Below are 18,991 nucleotides of genomic sequence, written 5' to 3'. Positions count from 1 at the left end.
AATATATCAGACTATATTTAAGCTTTAGTATCAATGTGATAGCTGATGTCGATGCAGTTATACGGAATTCTTGCATAATCAGTTTGTTTGTTTATCCTGAGTTTATTGTGTTATCGATATAGCGGTATTTTTAGGTGTATGGATTTTCTATATAAGTTTTAGCGATAAGCACGGATATGCGGCTATTGTTCAGAAAATAAGATTTCTGCTGTGTCTGATAGTGATACACGGAAAAAAACAGTGTCCTATATCCGCTGGATTAAGCGGTATTATTATAAATGGAACATTGCTTGAAGATGCCGGATTGACGGTGAATGCAGGCTCTGCCCTGCTATCAGGAAAAATTTTTATCCGGCGGTATAAATCATACCTGTTGCGACTGGGCTGATACAAAAAAAACGCCACCGCATTTTTGAAAAATGAAGTGGCGCTTATTACTGCACTATATAGTTATAAGTGTTAGTTATAATTATATATTTTTGTATGTCTATGTTATTTACTTTTAACTTATACTAAATAAATTTAATCCGTACAGCAAGTGTTTTTTTCAGTTTTATGCTTTAGTTGCGATTTTAAAATTATAGTGTTGGAAAGTAACTACAGTATAACGGGTACAGTAATAATTACAGACGAAACTATCACTATATACTGGTACGTGTATGCTCTAAATTGCAGCAATAACACAAAAAAAACCAAATTCAGCAAGAATTTGGTAAGGAAGTTTATGGCAATAATGGTTTTTAGTATGTGTGTGTTCAGTTGTTTATGGTTTGTTGTTGCGGAGTATGTAAGTTAAGCGATTTAATTGTCCAGTCGCGAATACGCTGTACCAGCTCGGGGTTTTGTTCCAGTTTCTGACCATAGCTCGGTATCCATTCATGCAGTTTTTGCTTCCATTCGCCGCTGACTTTATCGGCAAAGCAGTGTTCGAGTAATTCAAGCATAATGGATACGGAAGTAGAAGCACCCGGAGATGCGCCTAACAGGGCAGCCAGTGTACCATCGGTAGATTTTACCAGCTCAGTACCAAACTGTAGCACGCCACCTTTTTGCGGATCTTTTTTGATTACCTGTACGCGATTGCCGGCAACGGCCAGATGCCAGTCTTCATCGCGGGCTTCGGGATAAAAGGTACGTAATTCCTGCATGCGGTCGGTAAAGCTTAATCGTACCTGCTGTATCAGGTAATGCTCAAGGGCGAAGTTATGTACGCCGACGGTGAGCATGGGGCAAATATTGGCAAAATTCAGGGTCTGGAACAGATCTTTAAATGAGCCGCATTTGAGAAATTTGGTGGTAAAGCCGGCAAAAGGACCAAAAAGCAATGCATCTTCGCCATCGATAACCCGTTTATCAAGATGCGGCACACTCATCGGCGGGGCGCCGACTGATGCTTTGCCATATACTTTGGCATTATGCTGTCTGACAATTTCGGGATTTTTACATACCAGCCACTGACCGGATACGGGAAAGCCGCCGTAGCCTTTGCTGGCCTCAATCTGGCTCTTCTGCAGCAGTCTGAGGGAGCCGCCACCTGCGCCAATAAATACAAAGCGGGCAGATACTTGTTGACAGGTTTGATTAGTTAAATCTTTGATTTTCAGGTGCCAGCGGCCATTCTGCTGTTTCAAGTCGATAATTTCGTGCTGCAGATGCAGTTGACAGCCGTGACTGGTGAGGTTGTTAATCAGGATGCGGCTTAAGGCGCCGTAATTGACATCGGTACCCAGATCCGACCAGGTAACGGCTATCGGCTCGCTGTTATCCCGCCCCTGCATCATGAGCGGCACCCACTGGCTAATCTGCTCTTTATCTTCGGTATAAACCATATCCTGAAACAGGCAGTATTGCTGCAAGGCGGCAAAACGTTTACGCAGAAAAGCAACATCAGTTTCACCGCGTACAAGGCTCATATGCGGCACACTGCGGATAAATTCACTGGGATTGGCAATCATGCCGGCATCGACAAGTGATGCCCAGAATTGTTTGGACAATTCAAACTGTTCGATAATTTTAATTGCTTTGGATACTTCGATTGTGCCGTCTTTCAGCTCAGGGGTGTAGTTGAGTTCGCATAGGGCTGAATGACCGGTACCGGCATTATTCCATGCATCTGAGCTTTCTGTAGCCACTCCAGCGAGACGTTCGTAGATATTAATCTGCCAGTCTGGCTGTAACCCCTTAAGAAAGGTTCCCAGTGTCGCGCTCATTATGCCGGCGCCGATTAATACTACGTCTGCTGAGCTATCGCTATTGGTGTTTTTCATAACGCAAACTCTTTTCTCTTCTCTTCAGGCTACTCTGATTAAATGTTTATCTGGAAGTTCGCACACGGAGTAATCAATATTGGTGTGATTTACTTGTTTTTGACTTAAATCATTGACAATAACAAGTGGTTAATTTAAGCACTTTTACTAACAGGCAGCAATAGCAAAATACGGTATATACCAGACTCTATGGCTTTTTATTAACTATTTTATTGTTTATTAAGAAAATTGTTTTTTATTAGCATGACAATGCTATTTTATAGTAACAGCAAATGATTATATCTTTATTGTTTTAAATTAATTTTTATATATTTTTATACAAATTTTTACAAATCAATAACAAGGGTATTATAACTATGCCGGCTATGACCGCTGCGGTTATGGCTATTTTTTTCTGTGCCTATTGTTGCAAACGGCTTACACACAGCGCACTGATGGCGGCGGCCAGTGCATTAAACAGTATCGGTATCCAGTCCAGCGGCCAGCTAAATAGCCAGTTTTGCAGGAGTGCGACTGAAAAGGCAATAATGGCGGCGGCTGCGGCTGCGCCGAGCAGAAAGCGCGGCAGACGCCAGACAAAATAAGAGCAGAATACGGCCGCCAATAGTGAAGGGACTAACGCAAAAAGCATGCAGCCACAGATAAGTACAAGAATAAGCTTGATATCATTGAAATTAAGTAAGCTGATCTGCATCAAGGGCAGTTCACTATTGGCGCGCCAGTAAAATAATATAGTACAGAATAAAGCGGTGATGATTACACTGCTTAGCGTTTGCAGCATAATTGCGGGCAGTCTGGCCAAAGCTGATGGATGATGGGTATGGATCTGCCTGTGCTGCATGATGCTGTCCCGTTCTGACCGGCCGGCTAACAGGAGCCGGCTTGTGTTATTCAGTGTACCTGACAATGCCGTATGCAAGTATGCTGTTTGGTGTTAAGTATCTCTGACTACTCCGGCATGATACTAGATACTTTACCGCAGCCGGTGCAGAAAAAGCCAGTGATTAAGCTTCGCTGGCACCAAATAACAGATTTTCTTTAATCGCACGGATTTTGTCCCGAATCTGTGCTGCCTCTTCAAACTGTAAATCACGTGCAGCAGCCTGCATGGCTTTTTCCAGTTTGGCGATTTCTTTAACAGCATCATCTTCGTTATGGATTTCTCCGACTTTGAGTTTGCTGCGACCTCGCCCTTTGCTGCCGTTTTCATCGTGGTAAACGCCATCTATCAGGTCGCGTACCTGTTTTTTAATTTGCTGAGGCACGATACCGTGTTCTGCATTAAAGGATATCTGACGGGCACGGCGGCGCTCGGTTTCGTCTATGGCGGCTTTCATGGAATCGGTAATTTTATCGGCATACAGTATAGCTTTACCGTTAACATTGCGTGCAGCGCGACCTATGGTCTGAATCAGGCTGCGGTGACTGCGCAGAAAACCTTCTTTATCCGCATCCAGAATTGCCACCAGTGAAACTTCGGGAATATCCAGCCCTTCACGCAGCAGGTTAATGCCTACCAGTACATCAAACAATCCCAGACGCAGGTCACGAATGATTTCTACCCGTTCGACGGTATCAATGTCACTGTGCAGATAGCGCACTTTTACACCCAGCTCGGCGTAGTAATCGGTAAGCTGTTCGGCCATGCGTTTGGTCAGCGTGGTGACCAGCACGCGCTCGCCCAGCTCGCGGCGGATATTGATTTCCGAGAGTAAGTCGTCTACCTGTGTAGCCACAGGACGGATAATGATTTCCGGATCCACCAGACCGGTGGGTCGCACCACCTGCTCGACTACCTGACCGGCATGTTCTTCTTCATATTTCGCCGGTGTAGCCGACACAAATATGGTTTGCGGCATCACCCGCTCAAATTCATTGAATTTTAACGGCCGGTTATCCCGCGCAGACGGCAGGCGAAAGCCATAATCCACCAGATTCTGCTTACGTGAAGCATCGCCCTTGTACATACCGCCAATCTGGCTGACGGTAACATGGCTCTCATCGATAAACATCAGTGCATTTTTGGGCAGATAATCCATTAATGTAGGCGGCGGCTCTCCTTCCGGTTTGCCGGAAAAGTGGCGTGAGTAGTTTTCAATACCTTTGCAAAAGCCCATTTCATAGAGCATTTCCAGATCAAAGCGGGTGCGCTGTTCAATGCGCTGCGCTTCGACCAGTCGTCCTTCATGGGTAAACCATTTAATCCGGTCGCCCAGTTCCTGTTTGATGTTTTCGCATGCCCGCAATACGGTTTCGCGCGGGGTAACATAGTGGCTGGACGGGAATACGGTATAGCGCCCGACCCGCTGTTGCAGGCTGCCGGATATCGGGTCGAACAGCTGCATGCGGTCTACTTCGTCGTCAAACAGGCTGACACGCAAAGCCAGCTCAGAGCTTTCCGCGGGAAAAATATCAATCACATCACCGCGCACGCGGAAAGAACCACGGGCAAAGTCGATATCACCACGCTCATACTGCATGGCTACCAGACGTGCGATGATATCGCGCTGGTCAATTTTCTGCCCTTCTTTCAGGTGCAGAATCATCTGGTGATATTCATTAGGGTCACCAATACCATAAATGGCAGATACGGTTGCCACAATCACCACATCCTGACGCTGCATCAGGCTTTTGGTGGCACTCAGACGCATCTGCTCGATATGCTCGTTAATGGCCGAATCTTTTTCAATGAACAGGTCTCGGCTGGGCACATAGGCTTCCGGCTGATAGTAATCATAATAGGAAACAAAATACTCGACTGCGTTTTCCGGAAAAAACTCGCGCATTTCCGCATACAACTGGGCGGCAAGCGTTTTGTTATGCGCCATGATAATCGCCGGCCGGCCGCTTTGCGCAATCACATTGGCCATGGTGAATGTTTTACCGGAACCGGTAACGCCGAGCAGAGTCTGGCCGGACAAACCGTCTTCCAGCCCCTCCAGCAATCCTTTGATTGCAGCCGGCTGATCACCGGCAGGGGGAAATGGCTGGTGCAGTTTAAACACACTACCCGGATACTGAATAACATCCATAAGTTTGTAACCTAAATTAAATTCAACTCAGCAAAAAATCACGGCTGAAACAGCCAAAACCGCCGGCAGCGGTTTTGGCTTATAAATAAGGCCATTACAGGTAAAAAGCAAGTTTGAACATAATGCTTTATATCACTTCTGCTTGCTGAAATACCGGCTTCTGCCAGACTTTACTTTTTATGGTGGTTTTCTAACAAATCAGTTATTTAATCAGAAAGTTAATATTCCACAGCAGCCAATCAGGCATATTATGCCGAGCCTGCCCTGCCGGCCGGTGGTTTTGCGTTGAACGACAGCAGGCAATAGATGGTTGGCGTAATCATACTGCGCCCTGTCTGGCCGTGTTGTAAAACCCGCAAAGGGTATATTTTTATGCGCCTTTCCGGATTGATTTCTGTATTACAACCATTCAGAAATATTATAATGAAATCATTGATTACACCAACCAGAATAACCGGTGAGTACCGGCAGAATATTGCTATACAGGGGGAAAAGTATTATGGGTAAACTTAGTCTGAGCAAATGCCAGCCAATCGAAATTGATGCCGACAATCCGTTTAAAAACGATGCACTGGGCAGAGAGGAAAATATCACCGTTCTGACTCAATTTATTACCAGCTTTAAACAGTCTATTGTACTGTGTATTGATGGTGGCTGGGGACAGGGTAAAACCACCTTTATCAAAATGTGGCAACAGTATCTGAAGAATCAGCATATTCCTACAATTTATTTCAATGCATGGGAAAGTGATTATACTGACGATGCTTTGATTGCGCTGATTGGGGAAATTAGTTTATCTATAGAAAAATTAAAAGTTCAGGATAAAACTGAGGCCGAAAAAATAATTACCCGTATCTATGAATATACAGCCAATCTTACTAAAGTTGTTTTACCTTCTATTACTAATCTAAGTATTAAAGCTATTACAGGTGGTTTAACCAGTGCTGATGAATTATCTAAAACCTTAGGTGCATTGGGGGAATCCCTGGTGAAAGAACAGATTAAAAAATACGAAGAATCCCGGAGAACTTTAAGCAAATTTAAAGAAGAATTAAGTAAACTGGCAAAATGCTATGCCGATGGCGATAAACAAAAGCCGTTGGTAATTTTTATAGATGAACTGGATCGCTGCCGTCCTGATTTTGCAATTGAGGTACTGGAAAAAGCCAAGCATTTGTTTAATGTCGATAATATTATTTTTGTACTGGCGACGGATAAAACTCAGCTTGGTCATTCTATCAGGGCTGTGTACGGTCAAGGGCTGGATGTTAACGGCTATTTGCGCCGGTTTATTGATTTTGATTATTTTCTACCACAATCAAATCAACCATATATACTTTATTTAATGAATAAATTTTCACTTGGAAAGTATTTTCAAACAAAAGACACAAACGTACCGGCTAGTGAATTTTTAGTAGACATTGTTCACAAATACACATTAAGCTTAAGAGAACAAGAATCTCTTTGTAATATTTTCAATGTTGTTATTAGAACGAAAATTAATATTCGTTTAAAAAATTGGACACTTATTACATTTATCTTTTTAATTATATTAAAATTAAAATTTCCGGATATTTATAAAAATTTGGATAATACAAATATTAGTGATTTTCTTGATGAAACAATAAAAAATATTGATTCACATTGTACTTCAGATGATAATAATTCTAATTATTACTTAGAATTATTAGAAATTTTATTTTTAGAACTTTTAAGATCATTACCATATATTTATAATTCAAATTTATTAGAAGATGTAATTGAGCAAAATGCAAAAAAATTTAATTTTGATGAAAATAAAATAGAAAGACTAATTGACATTGCATTTGAATATGAATACGGAAAACTTAAAATAAATTTACAAATGCTGTTAAACATAAAAAAAGCCATTGAAATTTCTAATTCATTTAAAATTAATTAATTTTCCGGATAGGTACTTATCTACATTTTTTATCTTTTTTACGAATAAAGAATTAATATCTGAAATATTGAAACCTGCTGGCAAAAATAAAATTTGAATAAAAAAACCGCCATACAGGCGGTTAAATATTTATTTTTTCGGTGTACGTTTAGAATAATCAATGGCTTTGTAATAATCTGCGCCACTACCTGCCGGCGGTTTGGCTGCCTTTTTAAGACAGGCATTAATCACTGTTTCATCATTCAGTCTGAACTGTTTACTGTCCAGTTTACCGCTTAAGGCCTGATTTTTGATTTTTTTAGCGATATTGATTAAATCCTCACGTGACATAAAACCGGTCAGATTATAAATCCGGTTCTCTGCAATTTCCTTTTCAAGGCCGTTTCTTTTTATCAGATTATAATATTGCAGCATGCCATTATTCAGATATTCTTCTGGCGTCCCTTTCAGAAACGCCGCTCTGATTTCGGTGGAAACAACATTATCGGCAGCAGATAAAGATTTCTGCCCTTTATAGGCCATGTCATACTGATTGTTGGCTGTGGATACAAAAGCTTTTAACGTAATGCACTGCGGTGGCAGATCATTCACATCGCTGGTTTCATAATTGTATTCTTTGGCAGCGGCACCGGCGGATATACAAAAAAATAAAACTGAGGTAAGCAGCAGTTTGTTCATACAGTTTTCCTGGTTAATCAGATATTGCTTTAACTTTATTTATCAAATCAGATAAAGCCAGAGCTTTTATTCAGACAGCAGACAATAAAGCTTAAATTCTGTTTCTCTTAATTTATGATAACTTCACAATAAAGATATCATTAAATCATTAATGTTTAAAGATATAGTGTGTATGGTAAATAAGTTTTATATTTTTTTGTCTGCCGAAGTCATTTTCTCTGCATATTGTGCTGATTAATTACCGAATGGTTTCAGTGGTCGGATTAGCAATTTTTAGATAAATCTGAATAGCTTTGCTGGTGTATCCCAGAGTATATTGTGTGTCAGCTGTTTATCCTGCAACAGCATATTCAGCTGCGTAGACAGATAATCAGGGGTAATCTGCTGTTCAAATTGGGTATGCGGCCAGTCGCTTCCCCACATCAGCCGATGGCTGCCCAGATTTTCTACTAATAAAGGGATAGCAGAAGCAAAGAATTTGTGACCTTCTGCTGCGGCAGCACTAATCCGGTATGCTCCCGACAGTTTGCACCATATCATTCCGCTACGCCCCCACTCGAGCAACTGCTGAAAACCATAATCGCGGGCAGGCTGACAATCCGAAGGCCGGCCGAAATGATCAATCACCACTTTCACATCTTGTTTGAGCAGTGTTGCAATCATGTCACTGAGTTTATTACTGCGGCAATGTACTTCTACATGCCAGTTAAGCTCTTTCACTTTATCAAGCAGATTTTGCCATGAATCGGTTTGTAAATCCGGCTGGACACCATCAATAATATTCAGGCGTATACCGACAATACCGCCTTTATTTAGTGCTTCAAGTTCAGGCATTGTGACAGAGGGCTCAACACAGGCAACGCCTCTGAGACGGGGTTTAGTCTGTGCAATAGCCTGGAGCATAAAGCTGTTGTCATAACCCAGAAAACTGGGCTGAATCAATACGCCATGTGTACAGCCATGAGCATCCAGATGTGCCAGATAATCAACGAGCGGCGCATTTTGTGCCGGTGTATAGCGACGGCCGGCCGCCATCGGTAAATCCAGCATAAAAACATGGGCGTGGCTGTCTATAATACCTACCGACTCCTGATTCATGTTATTTCTCTTTCTCAATCTGCTATTTGTCAGATATCTGACCGTCCTGATCAATTTCGCTTAAGTCGCGCCCTTTGGTTTCCGGTAACAGCAATACGCTAATGACCACGATTGAATAAGCCCAGCTGGCATCTATACCGATGGCTGAACCCAGCGACATTGAAGCGCTCATATGCCCGACCAGAAATGGAAATACAGAAGAAAGAATACGGCCGAAGTTATAACAGAAGCCCACTCCGGCACCTCTGTACTTCTGCGGATACAATTCATTAAATAATGCGCCCAGACTGGAAGGAATACCGGCAGCAAAAAATCCCAGCGGAAAACCCAGAAACAGCATCTGGGTATTGGTTAAGGGGACAAACAGATAAATACGTACTGTAATTACACAGCAGATAGCAAAACAGGCAACATTAAAACGCCTGCCGATTTTGTCGATTAAAACTGAGCTGGCCATACAGCCACACCAGAAGGCAACGATGATTACTGCCAGATAAGCACTGGAATTGAGCACAGAAAGGTGACGTTCTGCTTTCAGATACGTAGGCAGCCACGACATGATTGCATGATAACCGCCATGAGCACCCAAACCCAGCAAACCGCCTAGTAAAGTAGTACGAATCAGTGAAGGAGAAAAGATGCCGAACAGTGCTTCGGTAATAGGCATGCTGTTTTCGTTTTTCGAAACTACACTAGCTTGTTTTACCGGCTCCTGTACATGCCGGCGTACATAGAAAATCAGTAGTGCCGGCAATAAACCAACTGCAAACATGATGCGCCAGGCGAAAGTTTCCGGAGCCAGACTGAATACAACGGAAAACAGTATAACGGCCAGTCCCCACCCCACAGCCCATGCACTTTGTACTGTTGCCATCACTTTGCCGCGATACTGGCTGGAAATGGTTTCTGCCATCAGTACAGCTCCGGCTGCCCATTCACCGCCAATACCAAATCCCTGTAAAGCTTTCAGCGCCAGCAACCAGTGATATTCGGTAACAAATGCCGCCAGAAATGTAAAAATTGCAAACCATATAATCATAATTTGCAATGTTTTAACGCGTCCGTACCGGTCTGAAAGAGCTCCTGCAAACCAGCCACCCAGTGCTGAAGTGACAAGTGTGGCACTACTGAATAAGCCAGCCTCCCCTTTACTGATAGCAAAATATACAAGCAGTGACGGAATCACCAAACCAAACATCTGTGTTTCCAGAGCATCGAGTGCCCAGCCACTAAAGCATGCCCAAAAGGTTTTTCTTTCATTTGCTGAAACTGCCCGGTACCACTTAAACATAAAGTTTCTCTTTCTTTATCTAATTTTGAGAATATCAATTTGTTATGCTTGCAGCAGATATAAAACTTAATTTTTAAAACTTTATGTCTTTAATTTACGCTTAATAGCATTTAAAGCCAATAAAAAAACATAATGTAATTCAAAATAAAATAAAACAGATGAAATTTTTCATTAATCACCCTATTTCGATAATCAATCTATTAAACATTAAGATATACAAGATTTATCTTTCCAGATACATACACTAGTATATTAGTCTTTTTCCATTTAACTACAATTATATACAATAAAGTTTTGATTTTAAGCAAATCTTTAAGTCTTTATTGCACATAAAGGTTATTAATTAATAAATTATTTTAATTCTAATAAAATTGGCACATTTTGTGCACCTTTTTTTCTATTATATTTGTTTTAGCAATAAATTATGAAAATTTATTCTTAATAACAAATATTATTTTAATAAAAATATATTTTTTAAAAATAAATACCAATAAATATCCGATATTTATCCGTAGTTGTCCCTGACAAGCATTAAAACATTCATTTTATTTGGCATACAATTTATGCAAATAATATTAAATGATTATTATGGTGAATGAACCATTTTATGGCCAGGCAATATATATTTTTATAAAAAAATTTATATATCTCTGTCTTGATGCTTACTTATAATCCATCTTATCCTCCCTGAATTTAAGCTTTGATTAAATTAAAACAAACCCATATATCAGATTATATTTTTAAACAATATATTTAATCAAATTAATTTTTACATAAAAAATTTAATCTTAACATTAAATTTCTCTTACTTTCTTCGATTTCTCTTACATAAATTTTTAATAACCACTGCTTATCTTTTTAAAATTGATTATTTCAACCTCAAAAATAATACTGGTACTAATTAAAACTGATATTTTGAGGATTTTTATTAAATTATGTAATATTTTTCTTTACAATATAAGTTATATTAATAAAATTGTTGGTATTTTAAAAAAGAAATTATATTTAAATGGATATTAAACAAATTAAAACTGATTCAGACAAAACAACTGAATCACTTAACGCTGAGGAACAACAAGTAGTAAATGAGCATTTTAAATTACTTGTGCATAATGCAATAGATTTTTTAGAAAAATCAGTCAATTATTTTGAAAATGATTTGAAGGTTTCTATTATTTGCATGTGCTCTGCTTTTGAACTTTTTCTCAAAGCTCGAATAATTAAAATTGACTGGAAACTAATTTTTTTAATGCAAAAAATGCAACGATAGAAAATTTTATTAACAAAGAGTTTAGTTCTATTACCACTTCCCAAGCTCAAAAAATTCTCGAAGAACATGATGAAGATAGTCTTTGTTTAATTAATCATGAAGTTTTTAAAGAATTAAGAAAACTTAGAAATAAAATTATTCATTTTTTTTCAGAAGAAACTCAAAATGAAGACAAAAATAGGATTATCATAAACCGATATAAGGCTCTTTATTATTTAGATAAATTATTACAAAATCAATGGAAAGAATTCTTTAAGGATTTCTATAGTGAACTTAAGATTATTACAAAATTGCTATTAAAGCATAAATCATATCTGCAAATTAAATATGACAACTTACAGGATGAATTAAAAAGTTATGAGACTAAAGAAACATGTAATGTTTGCAGCTTTAAGTCATCAGTTAAAACAAATATATACCATAAATTAATTACAGAATTTACCTGTAAAGTATGTGAAACAATGCAATTACAAATTAAATATAATTGCCATAATTGTAAAACAGATATACTCTTAAAAATTCCATCCTCAATAAAATTAGAACCCCAAGAATTAAACACACTAATTTGCACGAAATGCGATGATGAAATTGTAACTGATGATATTCATACCTATTTAGCCAATAATCAAAAAACTATATATGCTACTGATTCTGATAATTTAGACCAAGAATGGGTAAGTTGTGGGTACTGTGAAAAAGAAGGTTCTTGTGTCGAATTAGAAAAAGATTATTATTTTTGTTTAAACTGCTTTGCTTTTGCATCAGGTATTTCTAAATGCCAATACTGTAATCACTCATTTACGGGTAAAGATACATTAGATGAAGAAAATAGTTATGTTTTTGGATGCCGATTTTGTGAAGGATATTTAGGGAATAATTGTCATAATTAATATTATCTGTTAAAACTTTAGTGATGAAAAAAACACCATCAATACTGGCGAAGTAATATTAACAATAAAACCAAAGCTGATTGCCACCGGTACGGCAGTAATGCCGCCGGAAGACTGAATTACTGGCAAAGTAAAATCCAGACTGGTTGCACCACCTACGCTGACGGCTGTAGTGGGATAACGACGCATCAGTACGGGAATAAAAATAAGGGCAAAGAATTCGCGTGCCAGATCATTAAACATGGCAATACTGCCCCAGACTGCACCGTAAGCCTGACTCATGATAATGCTGGAAAGTGAATACCAGCCATAACCGCTGCTGAGTGCCAGCCCTTTACTTACAGACACATCAGGCATAATCAAGGCAAATAGCAAACCACCAAGCAGGCTGGCCAGTGTGAATAATCCGGCACAGATAACGCCGCGGCGATTAAGAAATACCTGATGCAGGGTAATGCCGCTGCTGCGCAACTGCATGCCCACCAGTAAAAGCAAAATTATCAGTGCTTTATTAACAGCAGCCAGCGGGCTGCCCAGCCAGTCAAAAGAGAGATAATTGCCGGCGATTAGCCCAGCAAGCAGACAACCAACCTGCTTGAGACTGCCCATAATACTGGTATTGCCGGACTGGCCTGTTTGTTGCTGCCGTTTCAGCCGCCACGGATAACGGCGGTCAAACCAGATAAATATCAGGAGGTTGGCTGCGATAAGGCAGACGAATAATACCGCTACTGTTAAGCTGATATTAGCCAGTTGTGCGCCCAGATTGGGTTCTTGCGCCAGTGATAATCCTATTAGAAATAAAATCAGATATACCAGCCATGCCAGCCCGTAATTCAGCCAGTTTACAACCCGTGCCGGTGTGGGTATGCAAAATCCGATAAACAAGGGAATCAGGATGATTAGCAGGGAGATTAAATTTTGCATGGATATTTGTATACGGCAGAATTAGGGATAATAAACGGTTTAGCTACAGGCAGGTACAGAACAGGCAGCACATTGTGTGACAATGGCTGCCTGTGAAATATACGTTCAGGTTTTATTGGTCAACGAAAGCGCGTTCGATAACGTAGTCACCACGCTGCCCCATTTTCGGGGAAATAGTCAAACCAAAACTGTTAAGTGTTTCACAGCTGTCTCTGAGCATTTCGGGGCTGCCGCAAATCATCGCCCGGTCGTCAGCAGGATTAATCGGCGGCAAGCCAATGTCGGTAAACAGTTTACCTGATTTCATTAAATCAGTCAGGCGTCCGTGATGGATGAAATCTTCCCGGGAAACCACCGGATAGTAAATCAGTTTTTCACGTACTAATTCACCCAGATATTCATGATTGGGTAACTCTGTGGTGAAATGATCATAATAGGCCAGATCTTTTTTATAGCGCACGCCGTGAATCAGAATAATTTTTTCAAACTGTTCATAGATGTCCGGGTCTTTGGTTACGCTGAGAAATGGTGCCAGACCGGTACCGGTAGACAGCAGATACAGGTGTTTGCCAGGGTTAAGGTCACCGACAATCAGGGTACCGGTAGGCTTTTTACTCACCAGTACTTCGTCACCCGGTTTCAGATGCTGTAAGCGGCTGGTTAACGGACCATCCTGTACTTTAATACTGAAAAAAGCCAGCTCTTCTTCCCAATTGGCACTGGCAATACTGTAGGCTCTCATCAGGGGTTTACCGTCTACCATCAGACCAATCATCACAAACTGACCATTCTGAAAACGTAATGATTCGTCCCGTGTGCAGGTAAATGTGAAATATGCGTCTGTCCAGTGGTGTACAGACAATACTTTTTGTGTGTTATAGGCTGCCATTAATTATCCATGGTTAAGGAAAGCGGTATTATTAGCGTAAACCGAAAACACGCCAGCTTTCTGTTGCCATTCAGGGACATTTATGCTCTGGTTGCTGACGTAAGGTGTGAATTTTAAGACAATTTGATGTGCTGTTCAATGGGTTTTAGAGTATTCACTTTAATAAAAGTACTCTGTTTCAGGCAGTTTTATCTAAACAGCAGTAAATATATCAACAGGTTGCCATAAATATAGCAACCTGTTGATGTTAAGCTGGTTTATCCGCAGTTACAGACGGCCATGGCACAGTTTGTATTTCAAACCACTGCCACACGGGCACGGATCGTTACGACGAATAACAATACCGCGTGCTTCCAGAGCTTCGGGGCTGAAATCTTCATCTTCTGCTACATTATCAGCAGCGAATACTTCTTGCTGCTCTTCTTCAGAGGCCGGTTGAAAACGCACTGAAATCAGCAATGAAGCAACGGTATGGCGAATATTGCTCCACATGGCCTGAAACATTTCAAATGCTTCGCGTTTGTATTCCTGTTTCGGATTTTTCTGGGCATAACCGCGCAGATGAATACCCTGACGCAGGTAATCCATATCGGCCAGATGTTCACGCCAGCGGCTGTCAATGATTTGCAGCATAATGTCGCGTTCAAATTTGCGCATGGTGTCGATGCCAACCAGTTCGACTTTATAAGCATAATCTTTTTCTACTATATCCAGCAGACGTTCAGAAATGCTTTCGTTGTCGAGGCTGTTGTCTTCTTTAAGCCAGTCATTGATGGAAACTTCAATGTTGTAATCAGCAGCCAGTTTGTTTTCCAGACCGGAAATATCCCACTGCTCCTCCATACTATCCGGCGGAATAAAGCTGTCTACAGTATCAACAATTGCATCATGGCGTATTTCCTGCATCATACCGTCAATATCGTTGCTGGCCAGAATATCGGCACGCTGATGATAAATAACCTTACGCTGGTCGTTGGCTACATCATCGTATTCAAGTACTTGTTTGCGCATGTCGAAGTTACGGTTTTCGACTTTGCGCTGTGCTCCTTCAATCTGACGGTTGAGCATTCCGGCTTCTATGGCTACGCCGCGTTCAGGAGCCAGACGGTTAAGAATGGCTGTTGCACGGTCAAGTGCAAACAGGCGCAACAGCGGATCTTCAAACGACAGGTAAAAGCGGCTGGAACCGGCATCACCCTGACGACCGGCACGGCCGCGCAGCTGATTATCAATACGGCGGCTTTCATGGCGTTCGGTACCGATAATGTGTAAACCGCCAGCCGCAATCACGGCATCGTGGTCAATCTGCCATTGCTGCTGTAATTTGTCGATTTCGCTTTTTTTCGCTTCTTCGGTGAGGCTGTCGTCGGCATTAATGGCATCTATTTGCGGTTTGATATTGCCGCCGAGCACAATATCCGTACCACGACCGGCCATATTGGTGGCTACGGTAATCATGCCGGGGCGGCCTGCCTGAGCAATAATATCCGCTTCACGCGCATGTTCTTTGGCATTGAGAACATTGTGTCTGAGGTGTTCTTTATCCAGTAAGGCGGATACCAGTTCGGAATTTTCAATACTGGTGGTACCAACAAGGATTGGCTGACCTTTGGCATGGCGTTCTTTGATATCGGCAACCACAGCTTCGTATTTTTCTTCGATAGAACGATATATCTGGTCGTTCAGATCTTTACGTATCATCGGGCGGTTTGGCGGGATGATAACGGTTTCCAGACCGTAAATATTCTGAAATTCGAAGGCTTCCGTGTCGGCAGTACCGGTCATGCCGGCCAGTTTGTCATACAGACGGAAGAAATTCTGGAAAGTAATGGAAGCCAGTGTCTGGTTTTCTTTGTTGATTTCCACGCCTTCTTTGGCTTCAACAGCCTGATGCAGACCATCAGACCAGCGCCGTCCAGCCATCAGGCGGCCGGTAAATTCGTCAACAATAATTACTTCGCCATCCTGTACCACATAATGCTGGTCGCGCTGGTAGAGTGTATAAGCACGCAGCGCAGCCATCAGATGATGCATCAGCATGATATTGGTGGTGGAATACAAGGAATCGCCTTCCTGCAGCAAACCCATTTTGGTGAGAATCTGCTCGGCATGCTCATGTCCCTGATCACTGAGCACTACCTGCCGTGCTTTCTCGTCTACCCAGTAATCGCCCTCACCGTCTTCGCTTTTCTGGGCAATCAGCTGTGGCGGAATCTGATTCATTACCTGATAAAGGGTGACGTTATCGTCAGCCTGACCGGAAATAATCAACGGTGTACGGGCTTCGTCAATCAGAATGGAGTCTACTTCATCAACTACTGCAAATGACAGCTCACGCTGCACTTTTTCGCTTTGATCACTTACCATGTTATCGCGTAAATAATCGAAGCCGTATTCATTGTTGGTACCGTAGGTAATATCAGCCAGATAAGCGGCTTTTTTATCGGCATGATCCATGTTGCTGATAATGATGCCGACAGACATGCCCAGAAATTCATACAGCGGACGCATGATTCCGGCATCACGTGCAGCCAGATAATCATTCACGGTAACTACATGTACACCTTTACCGGTCAGAGCATTCAGATAGACGGCTGTCGTGGCAACCAGTGTTTTCCCTTCACCGGTACGCATTTCGGCAATTTTGCCATAATGCAGTACCATACCGCCGATAAGCTGCACATCAAAATGCCGCATACCGAGTACACGCTTACTGGCTTCACGGCATACGGCAAAAGCTTCTACCAGCAGGCTATCGAGTTTTTCCCCATCAGCCAGACGTTGTTTGAATTCAGCAGTTTTAGCCTGTAGTTCAGTATCGCTTAAAGCTTGAAGTTGTGGTTCGAGCGCATTGATTCTGGATACTTCTTTACGATATTGTTTCAAAAGCCGGTCGTTGCGGCTTCCGAGAATTTTTTTAGCTAAGTTTTTCAACATAAATCAACAGTCCGGCACCTGCTGGCGCAATAAATAGTAAGCTTGAAATAGGAGATTTTAACACAAGCGCCTACGCTGCTGTGCGGCTGTTTGCATGCCTGTGTCAATTATGTGCAATCTGAAGCTGTTCAGAAGTTACTGATTGCTGTTTATGGTGCTTAATATAATGGTAAAACCCTTTTTTCCAAGCACTATCTGACACAACACAAGCTGCTCACGTCCTTAACGCTGCTATGTGAAGATAAGAAAATTTATATGTAATACCGATTATTACTGTTCCGGCAACTGAATTTTGTTTAAAAAATAGTTGATTGCACATCAGTACAAAAATAATGATTCACAATCAGGACTGAATAAATATTATTTATATTTATTTAATCTTGTTATACTGATTAAATTGATTTCTCATTGCTTAAAGCATCAGACAAATACACAGACTGAAATAGTTAATTGCTCTTTTCACTTAAACGGCGCAGTGCTGCCGCCAGTTCCGGATGATGTGTTAAAGCTTCTGCCGAACGTGCCAGCGTATCGCGCGCCACAGGGCTTAAACTGGCATGCTTTACTGCTTCCGGTTTTGATTCTGCCGGCTGAACTTTAACCTTTACAGTTTCAATTGAAGCATCAATCTGCCGCAGTTGTGGCAATAATGCCGGCAACACCATACGTAAACGTGAAGCAGCCATACTATTTTGCGCAATCACCACCAGACAGCCGGTGCGTACACAGGCAACACTAAACTGAGTTCGCATACTTGCCGGCAACTCTTGTTTCAGACAGTTACTCAGGCGTTGCCAGTGTGCGGATTGCTGCAATAATTGATTAAGCTGGGCGTTTTTTTTGCCGAATTGATTCAGGTTCATACTGCCATACTAACTTAATTTGCCGGTGACATCAGAATATTTGGTTTAGTTTGAAAGTTATAGCTAAGTTTACACTCGTTATATCAGGAGCTGATTTTATCCGGTGATTAAAAGCCGTTTTCCATAATAATCTGTCCCGGTACTTTGTTACGGTGCATGCTATACCCCATATCCAGTAAGGTCTGAAAAGTATCGGTGACCATGGCCGGATTACCACACAGCATAAAACGGGTTTGTTCATGGTTGAAATTCAAACCCAGTCCCTCTGCCAGCGTACCATTCTGCAATAATTGCGGCAGACGCTGACCGAGTGCTCCGGCAGTAGGTTCACGGGTAACCACCGGTTGGTAAGTCAGTTGGTCTGTATATTCGCCAATCAGAGGGTGATGGATTAACTCGTTGATATGCTGACTGAAAATCAGTTCATTGGCATGTGAAACAGAATGTACCAGCCCGATATGCCGGAAACGTTCCCAGACAGCAGGCTGTTGCAGCATAGACAGAAACGGCGCAATGCCGCTGCCGGTACTGAGCATAATCAGCTGCTCGCCGTCAGTAAACCGCCCCGGCAGAAAAAAGCCAAAAGCGGTTTTATCCAGCAGTATAGAATCGCCCGCCTGCAATTGTGCCAGCCGGGCACTCATCGGTCCGCCTTCAATCAATACTACAAAGTATTCGAGTGTATCTGCATATTCGGCAGATACAACAGAATAGGCGCGCCAGATAAAACCTGCGCCGTCACGAAAGCCCAGACGCGAAAACTGACCGGCACTGAAGCGATAGGCTTCAGGCCGAGTGATGGCAAAAGTCAGCAGTTTAGGGGTATGCTGTTTAACCCAGAGTACGGTTTCTTCAGTAAATTTGGCTTCTACGGCAGCCTGCATGCAGTTATTCCTGTGTATGTACCACCGCCTGAGCGGTGACAGTA

At 41.6% G+C, this 18,991-nt stretch carries 15 protein-coding genes; 4 read left to right on the top strand and 11 right to left on the bottom strand.

Going from position 1 to position 18,991, the window contains the following annotated elements; genetic code table 11:
- Nucleotides 1-755 precede the first annotated feature (755 nt).
- The 3 genes from mqo to uvrB form a co-directional block, all read right to left on the bottom strand.
- Nucleotides 756-2,267, bottom strand: a complete 1,512-nt coding sequence (gene mqo, locus SALWKB2_RS01950; RefSeq protein WP_025330009.1) for a malate dehydrogenase (quinone) — start codon at nt 2,265-2,267, stop codon at nt 756-758.
- A gap of 400 nt (nt 2,268-2,667) precedes the next feature.
- A complete protein-coding gene (locus tag SALWKB2_RS01945) occupies nt 2,668-3,108 on the bottom strand; it encodes a hypothetical protein (RefSeq protein ID WP_144353309.1) in 441 nt (146 codons plus the stop codon).
- A 163-nt stretch (nt 3,109-3,271) separates the two neighbouring features.
- Nucleotides 3,272-5,299, bottom strand: coding sequence for an excinuclease ABC subunit UvrB (gene uvrB, locus SALWKB2_RS01940; RefSeq protein ID WP_025330007.1), 2,028 nt, complete (start codon nt 5,297-5,299; stop codon nt 3,272-3,274).
- Nucleotides 5,300-5,605: 306 nt separating this feature from the next.
- Between uvrB and SALWKB2_RS01935 the strand changes: the two genes are divergently transcribed.
- Together SALWKB2_RS01935 and SALWKB2_RS01930 are read left to right on the top strand one after the other, a co-directional pair.
- Nucleotides 5,606-5,806: a hypothetical protein gene (locus SALWKB2_RS01935; protein ID WP_025330006.1), complete on the top strand. Its 201-nt coding sequence runs from the start codon at nt 5,606-5,608 to the stop codon at nt 5,804-5,806.
- Nucleotides 5,799-7,220, top strand: a complete 1,422-nt coding sequence (locus SALWKB2_RS01930) for a KAP family P-loop NTPase fold protein (RefSeq protein WP_025330005.1) — start codon at nt 5,799-5,801, stop codon at nt 7,218-7,220. The genes SALWKB2_RS01935 and SALWKB2_RS01930 overlap by 8 nt, the downstream gene beginning before the upstream one ends.
- A gap of 129 nt (nt 7,221-7,349) precedes the next feature.
- Here SALWKB2_RS01930 and SALWKB2_RS01925 read toward each other — a convergent pair whose 3' ends face one another.
- The 3 genes from SALWKB2_RS01925 to SALWKB2_RS01915 form a co-directional block, all read right to left on the bottom strand.
- Nucleotides 7,350-7,898, bottom strand: a complete 549-nt coding sequence (locus SALWKB2_RS01925; RefSeq protein WP_025330004.1) for a hypothetical protein — start codon at nt 7,896-7,898, stop codon at nt 7,350-7,352.
- Nucleotides 7,899-8,171: 273 nt separating this feature from the next.
- Nucleotides 8,172-8,996 carry an amidohydrolase family protein gene (locus tag SALWKB2_RS01920; RefSeq protein WP_025330003.1) on the bottom strand — a complete coding sequence of 275 codons (825 nt, stop codon included), beginning with the start codon at nt 8,994-8,996 and terminating at the stop codon, nt 8,172-8,174.
- A gap of 22 nt (nt 8,997-9,018) precedes the next feature.
- Complete coding sequence (locus tag SALWKB2_RS01915; RefSeq protein WP_025330002.1) at nt 9,019-10,287, bottom strand: MFS transporter; 1,269 nt, start codon at nt 10,285-10,287, stop codon at nt 9,019-9,021.
- A 1,009-nt stretch (nt 10,288-11,296) separates the two neighbouring features.
- On the opposite strand from SALWKB2_RS01915, the gene SALWKB2_RS01910 reads away from it, so the two are divergent.
- On the top strand, nt 11,297-11,557 hold the full coding sequence (locus tag SALWKB2_RS01910; RefSeq protein ID WP_025330001.1) for a hypothetical protein: 261 nt from the start codon (nt 11,297-11,299) through the stop codon (nt 11,555-11,557).
- A gap of 461 nt (nt 11,558-12,018) precedes the next feature.
- Nucleotides 12,019-12,447 carry a hypothetical protein gene (locus SALWKB2_RS01905; protein WP_144353310.1) on the top strand — a complete coding sequence of 143 codons (429 nt, stop codon included), beginning with the start codon at nt 12,019-12,021 and terminating at the stop codon, nt 12,445-12,447.
- A 9-nt stretch (nt 12,448-12,456) separates the two neighbouring features.
- Here the strand turns inward: SALWKB2_RS01905 and SALWKB2_RS01900 are convergent, their stop codons facing one another.
- The 5 genes from SALWKB2_RS01900 to SALWKB2_RS01880 form a co-directional block, all read right to left on the bottom strand.
- Nucleotides 12,457-13,374: a lysine exporter LysO family protein gene (locus tag SALWKB2_RS01900; protein WP_025329999.1), complete on the bottom strand. Its 918-nt coding sequence runs from the start codon at nt 13,372-13,374 to the stop codon at nt 12,457-12,459.
- Between the two features lie 112 nt (nt 13,375-13,486).
- Nucleotides 13,487-14,263, bottom strand: a complete 777-nt coding sequence (locus SALWKB2_RS01895) for a ferredoxin--NADP reductase (protein WP_025329998.1) — start codon at nt 14,261-14,263, stop codon at nt 13,487-13,489.
- Between the two features lie 267 nt (nt 14,264-14,530).
- Entirely contained in the window at nt 14,531-17,200 is a 2,670-nt protein-coding gene (gene secA / locus SALWKB2_RS01890) for a preprotein translocase subunit SecA (RefSeq protein ID WP_025329997.1), read from the bottom strand.
- 446 nt (nt 17,201-17,646) lie between these two features.
- Entirely contained in the window at nt 17,647-18,063 is a 417-nt protein-coding gene (locus SALWKB2_RS01885) for a DciA family protein (protein WP_025329996.1), read from the bottom strand.
- Between the two features lie 107 nt (nt 18,064-18,170).
- Nucleotides 18,171-18,947, bottom strand: a complete 777-nt coding sequence (locus SALWKB2_RS01880; protein WP_025329995.1) for a ferredoxin--NADP reductase — start codon at nt 18,945-18,947, stop codon at nt 18,171-18,173.
- Nucleotides 18,948-18,991: the final 44 nt, after the last annotated feature.

Origin of the sequence: Snodgrassella alvi wkB2, assembly GCF_000600005.1 — a bacterium.
GTDB classification, from domain to species: domain Bacteria; phylum Pseudomonadota; class Gammaproteobacteria; order Burkholderiales; family Neisseriaceae; genus Snodgrassella; species Snodgrassella alvi.
Note: the sequence above shows the minus strand (reverse complement) of the source record. Positions and strands in the feature narration are given on the sequence as shown.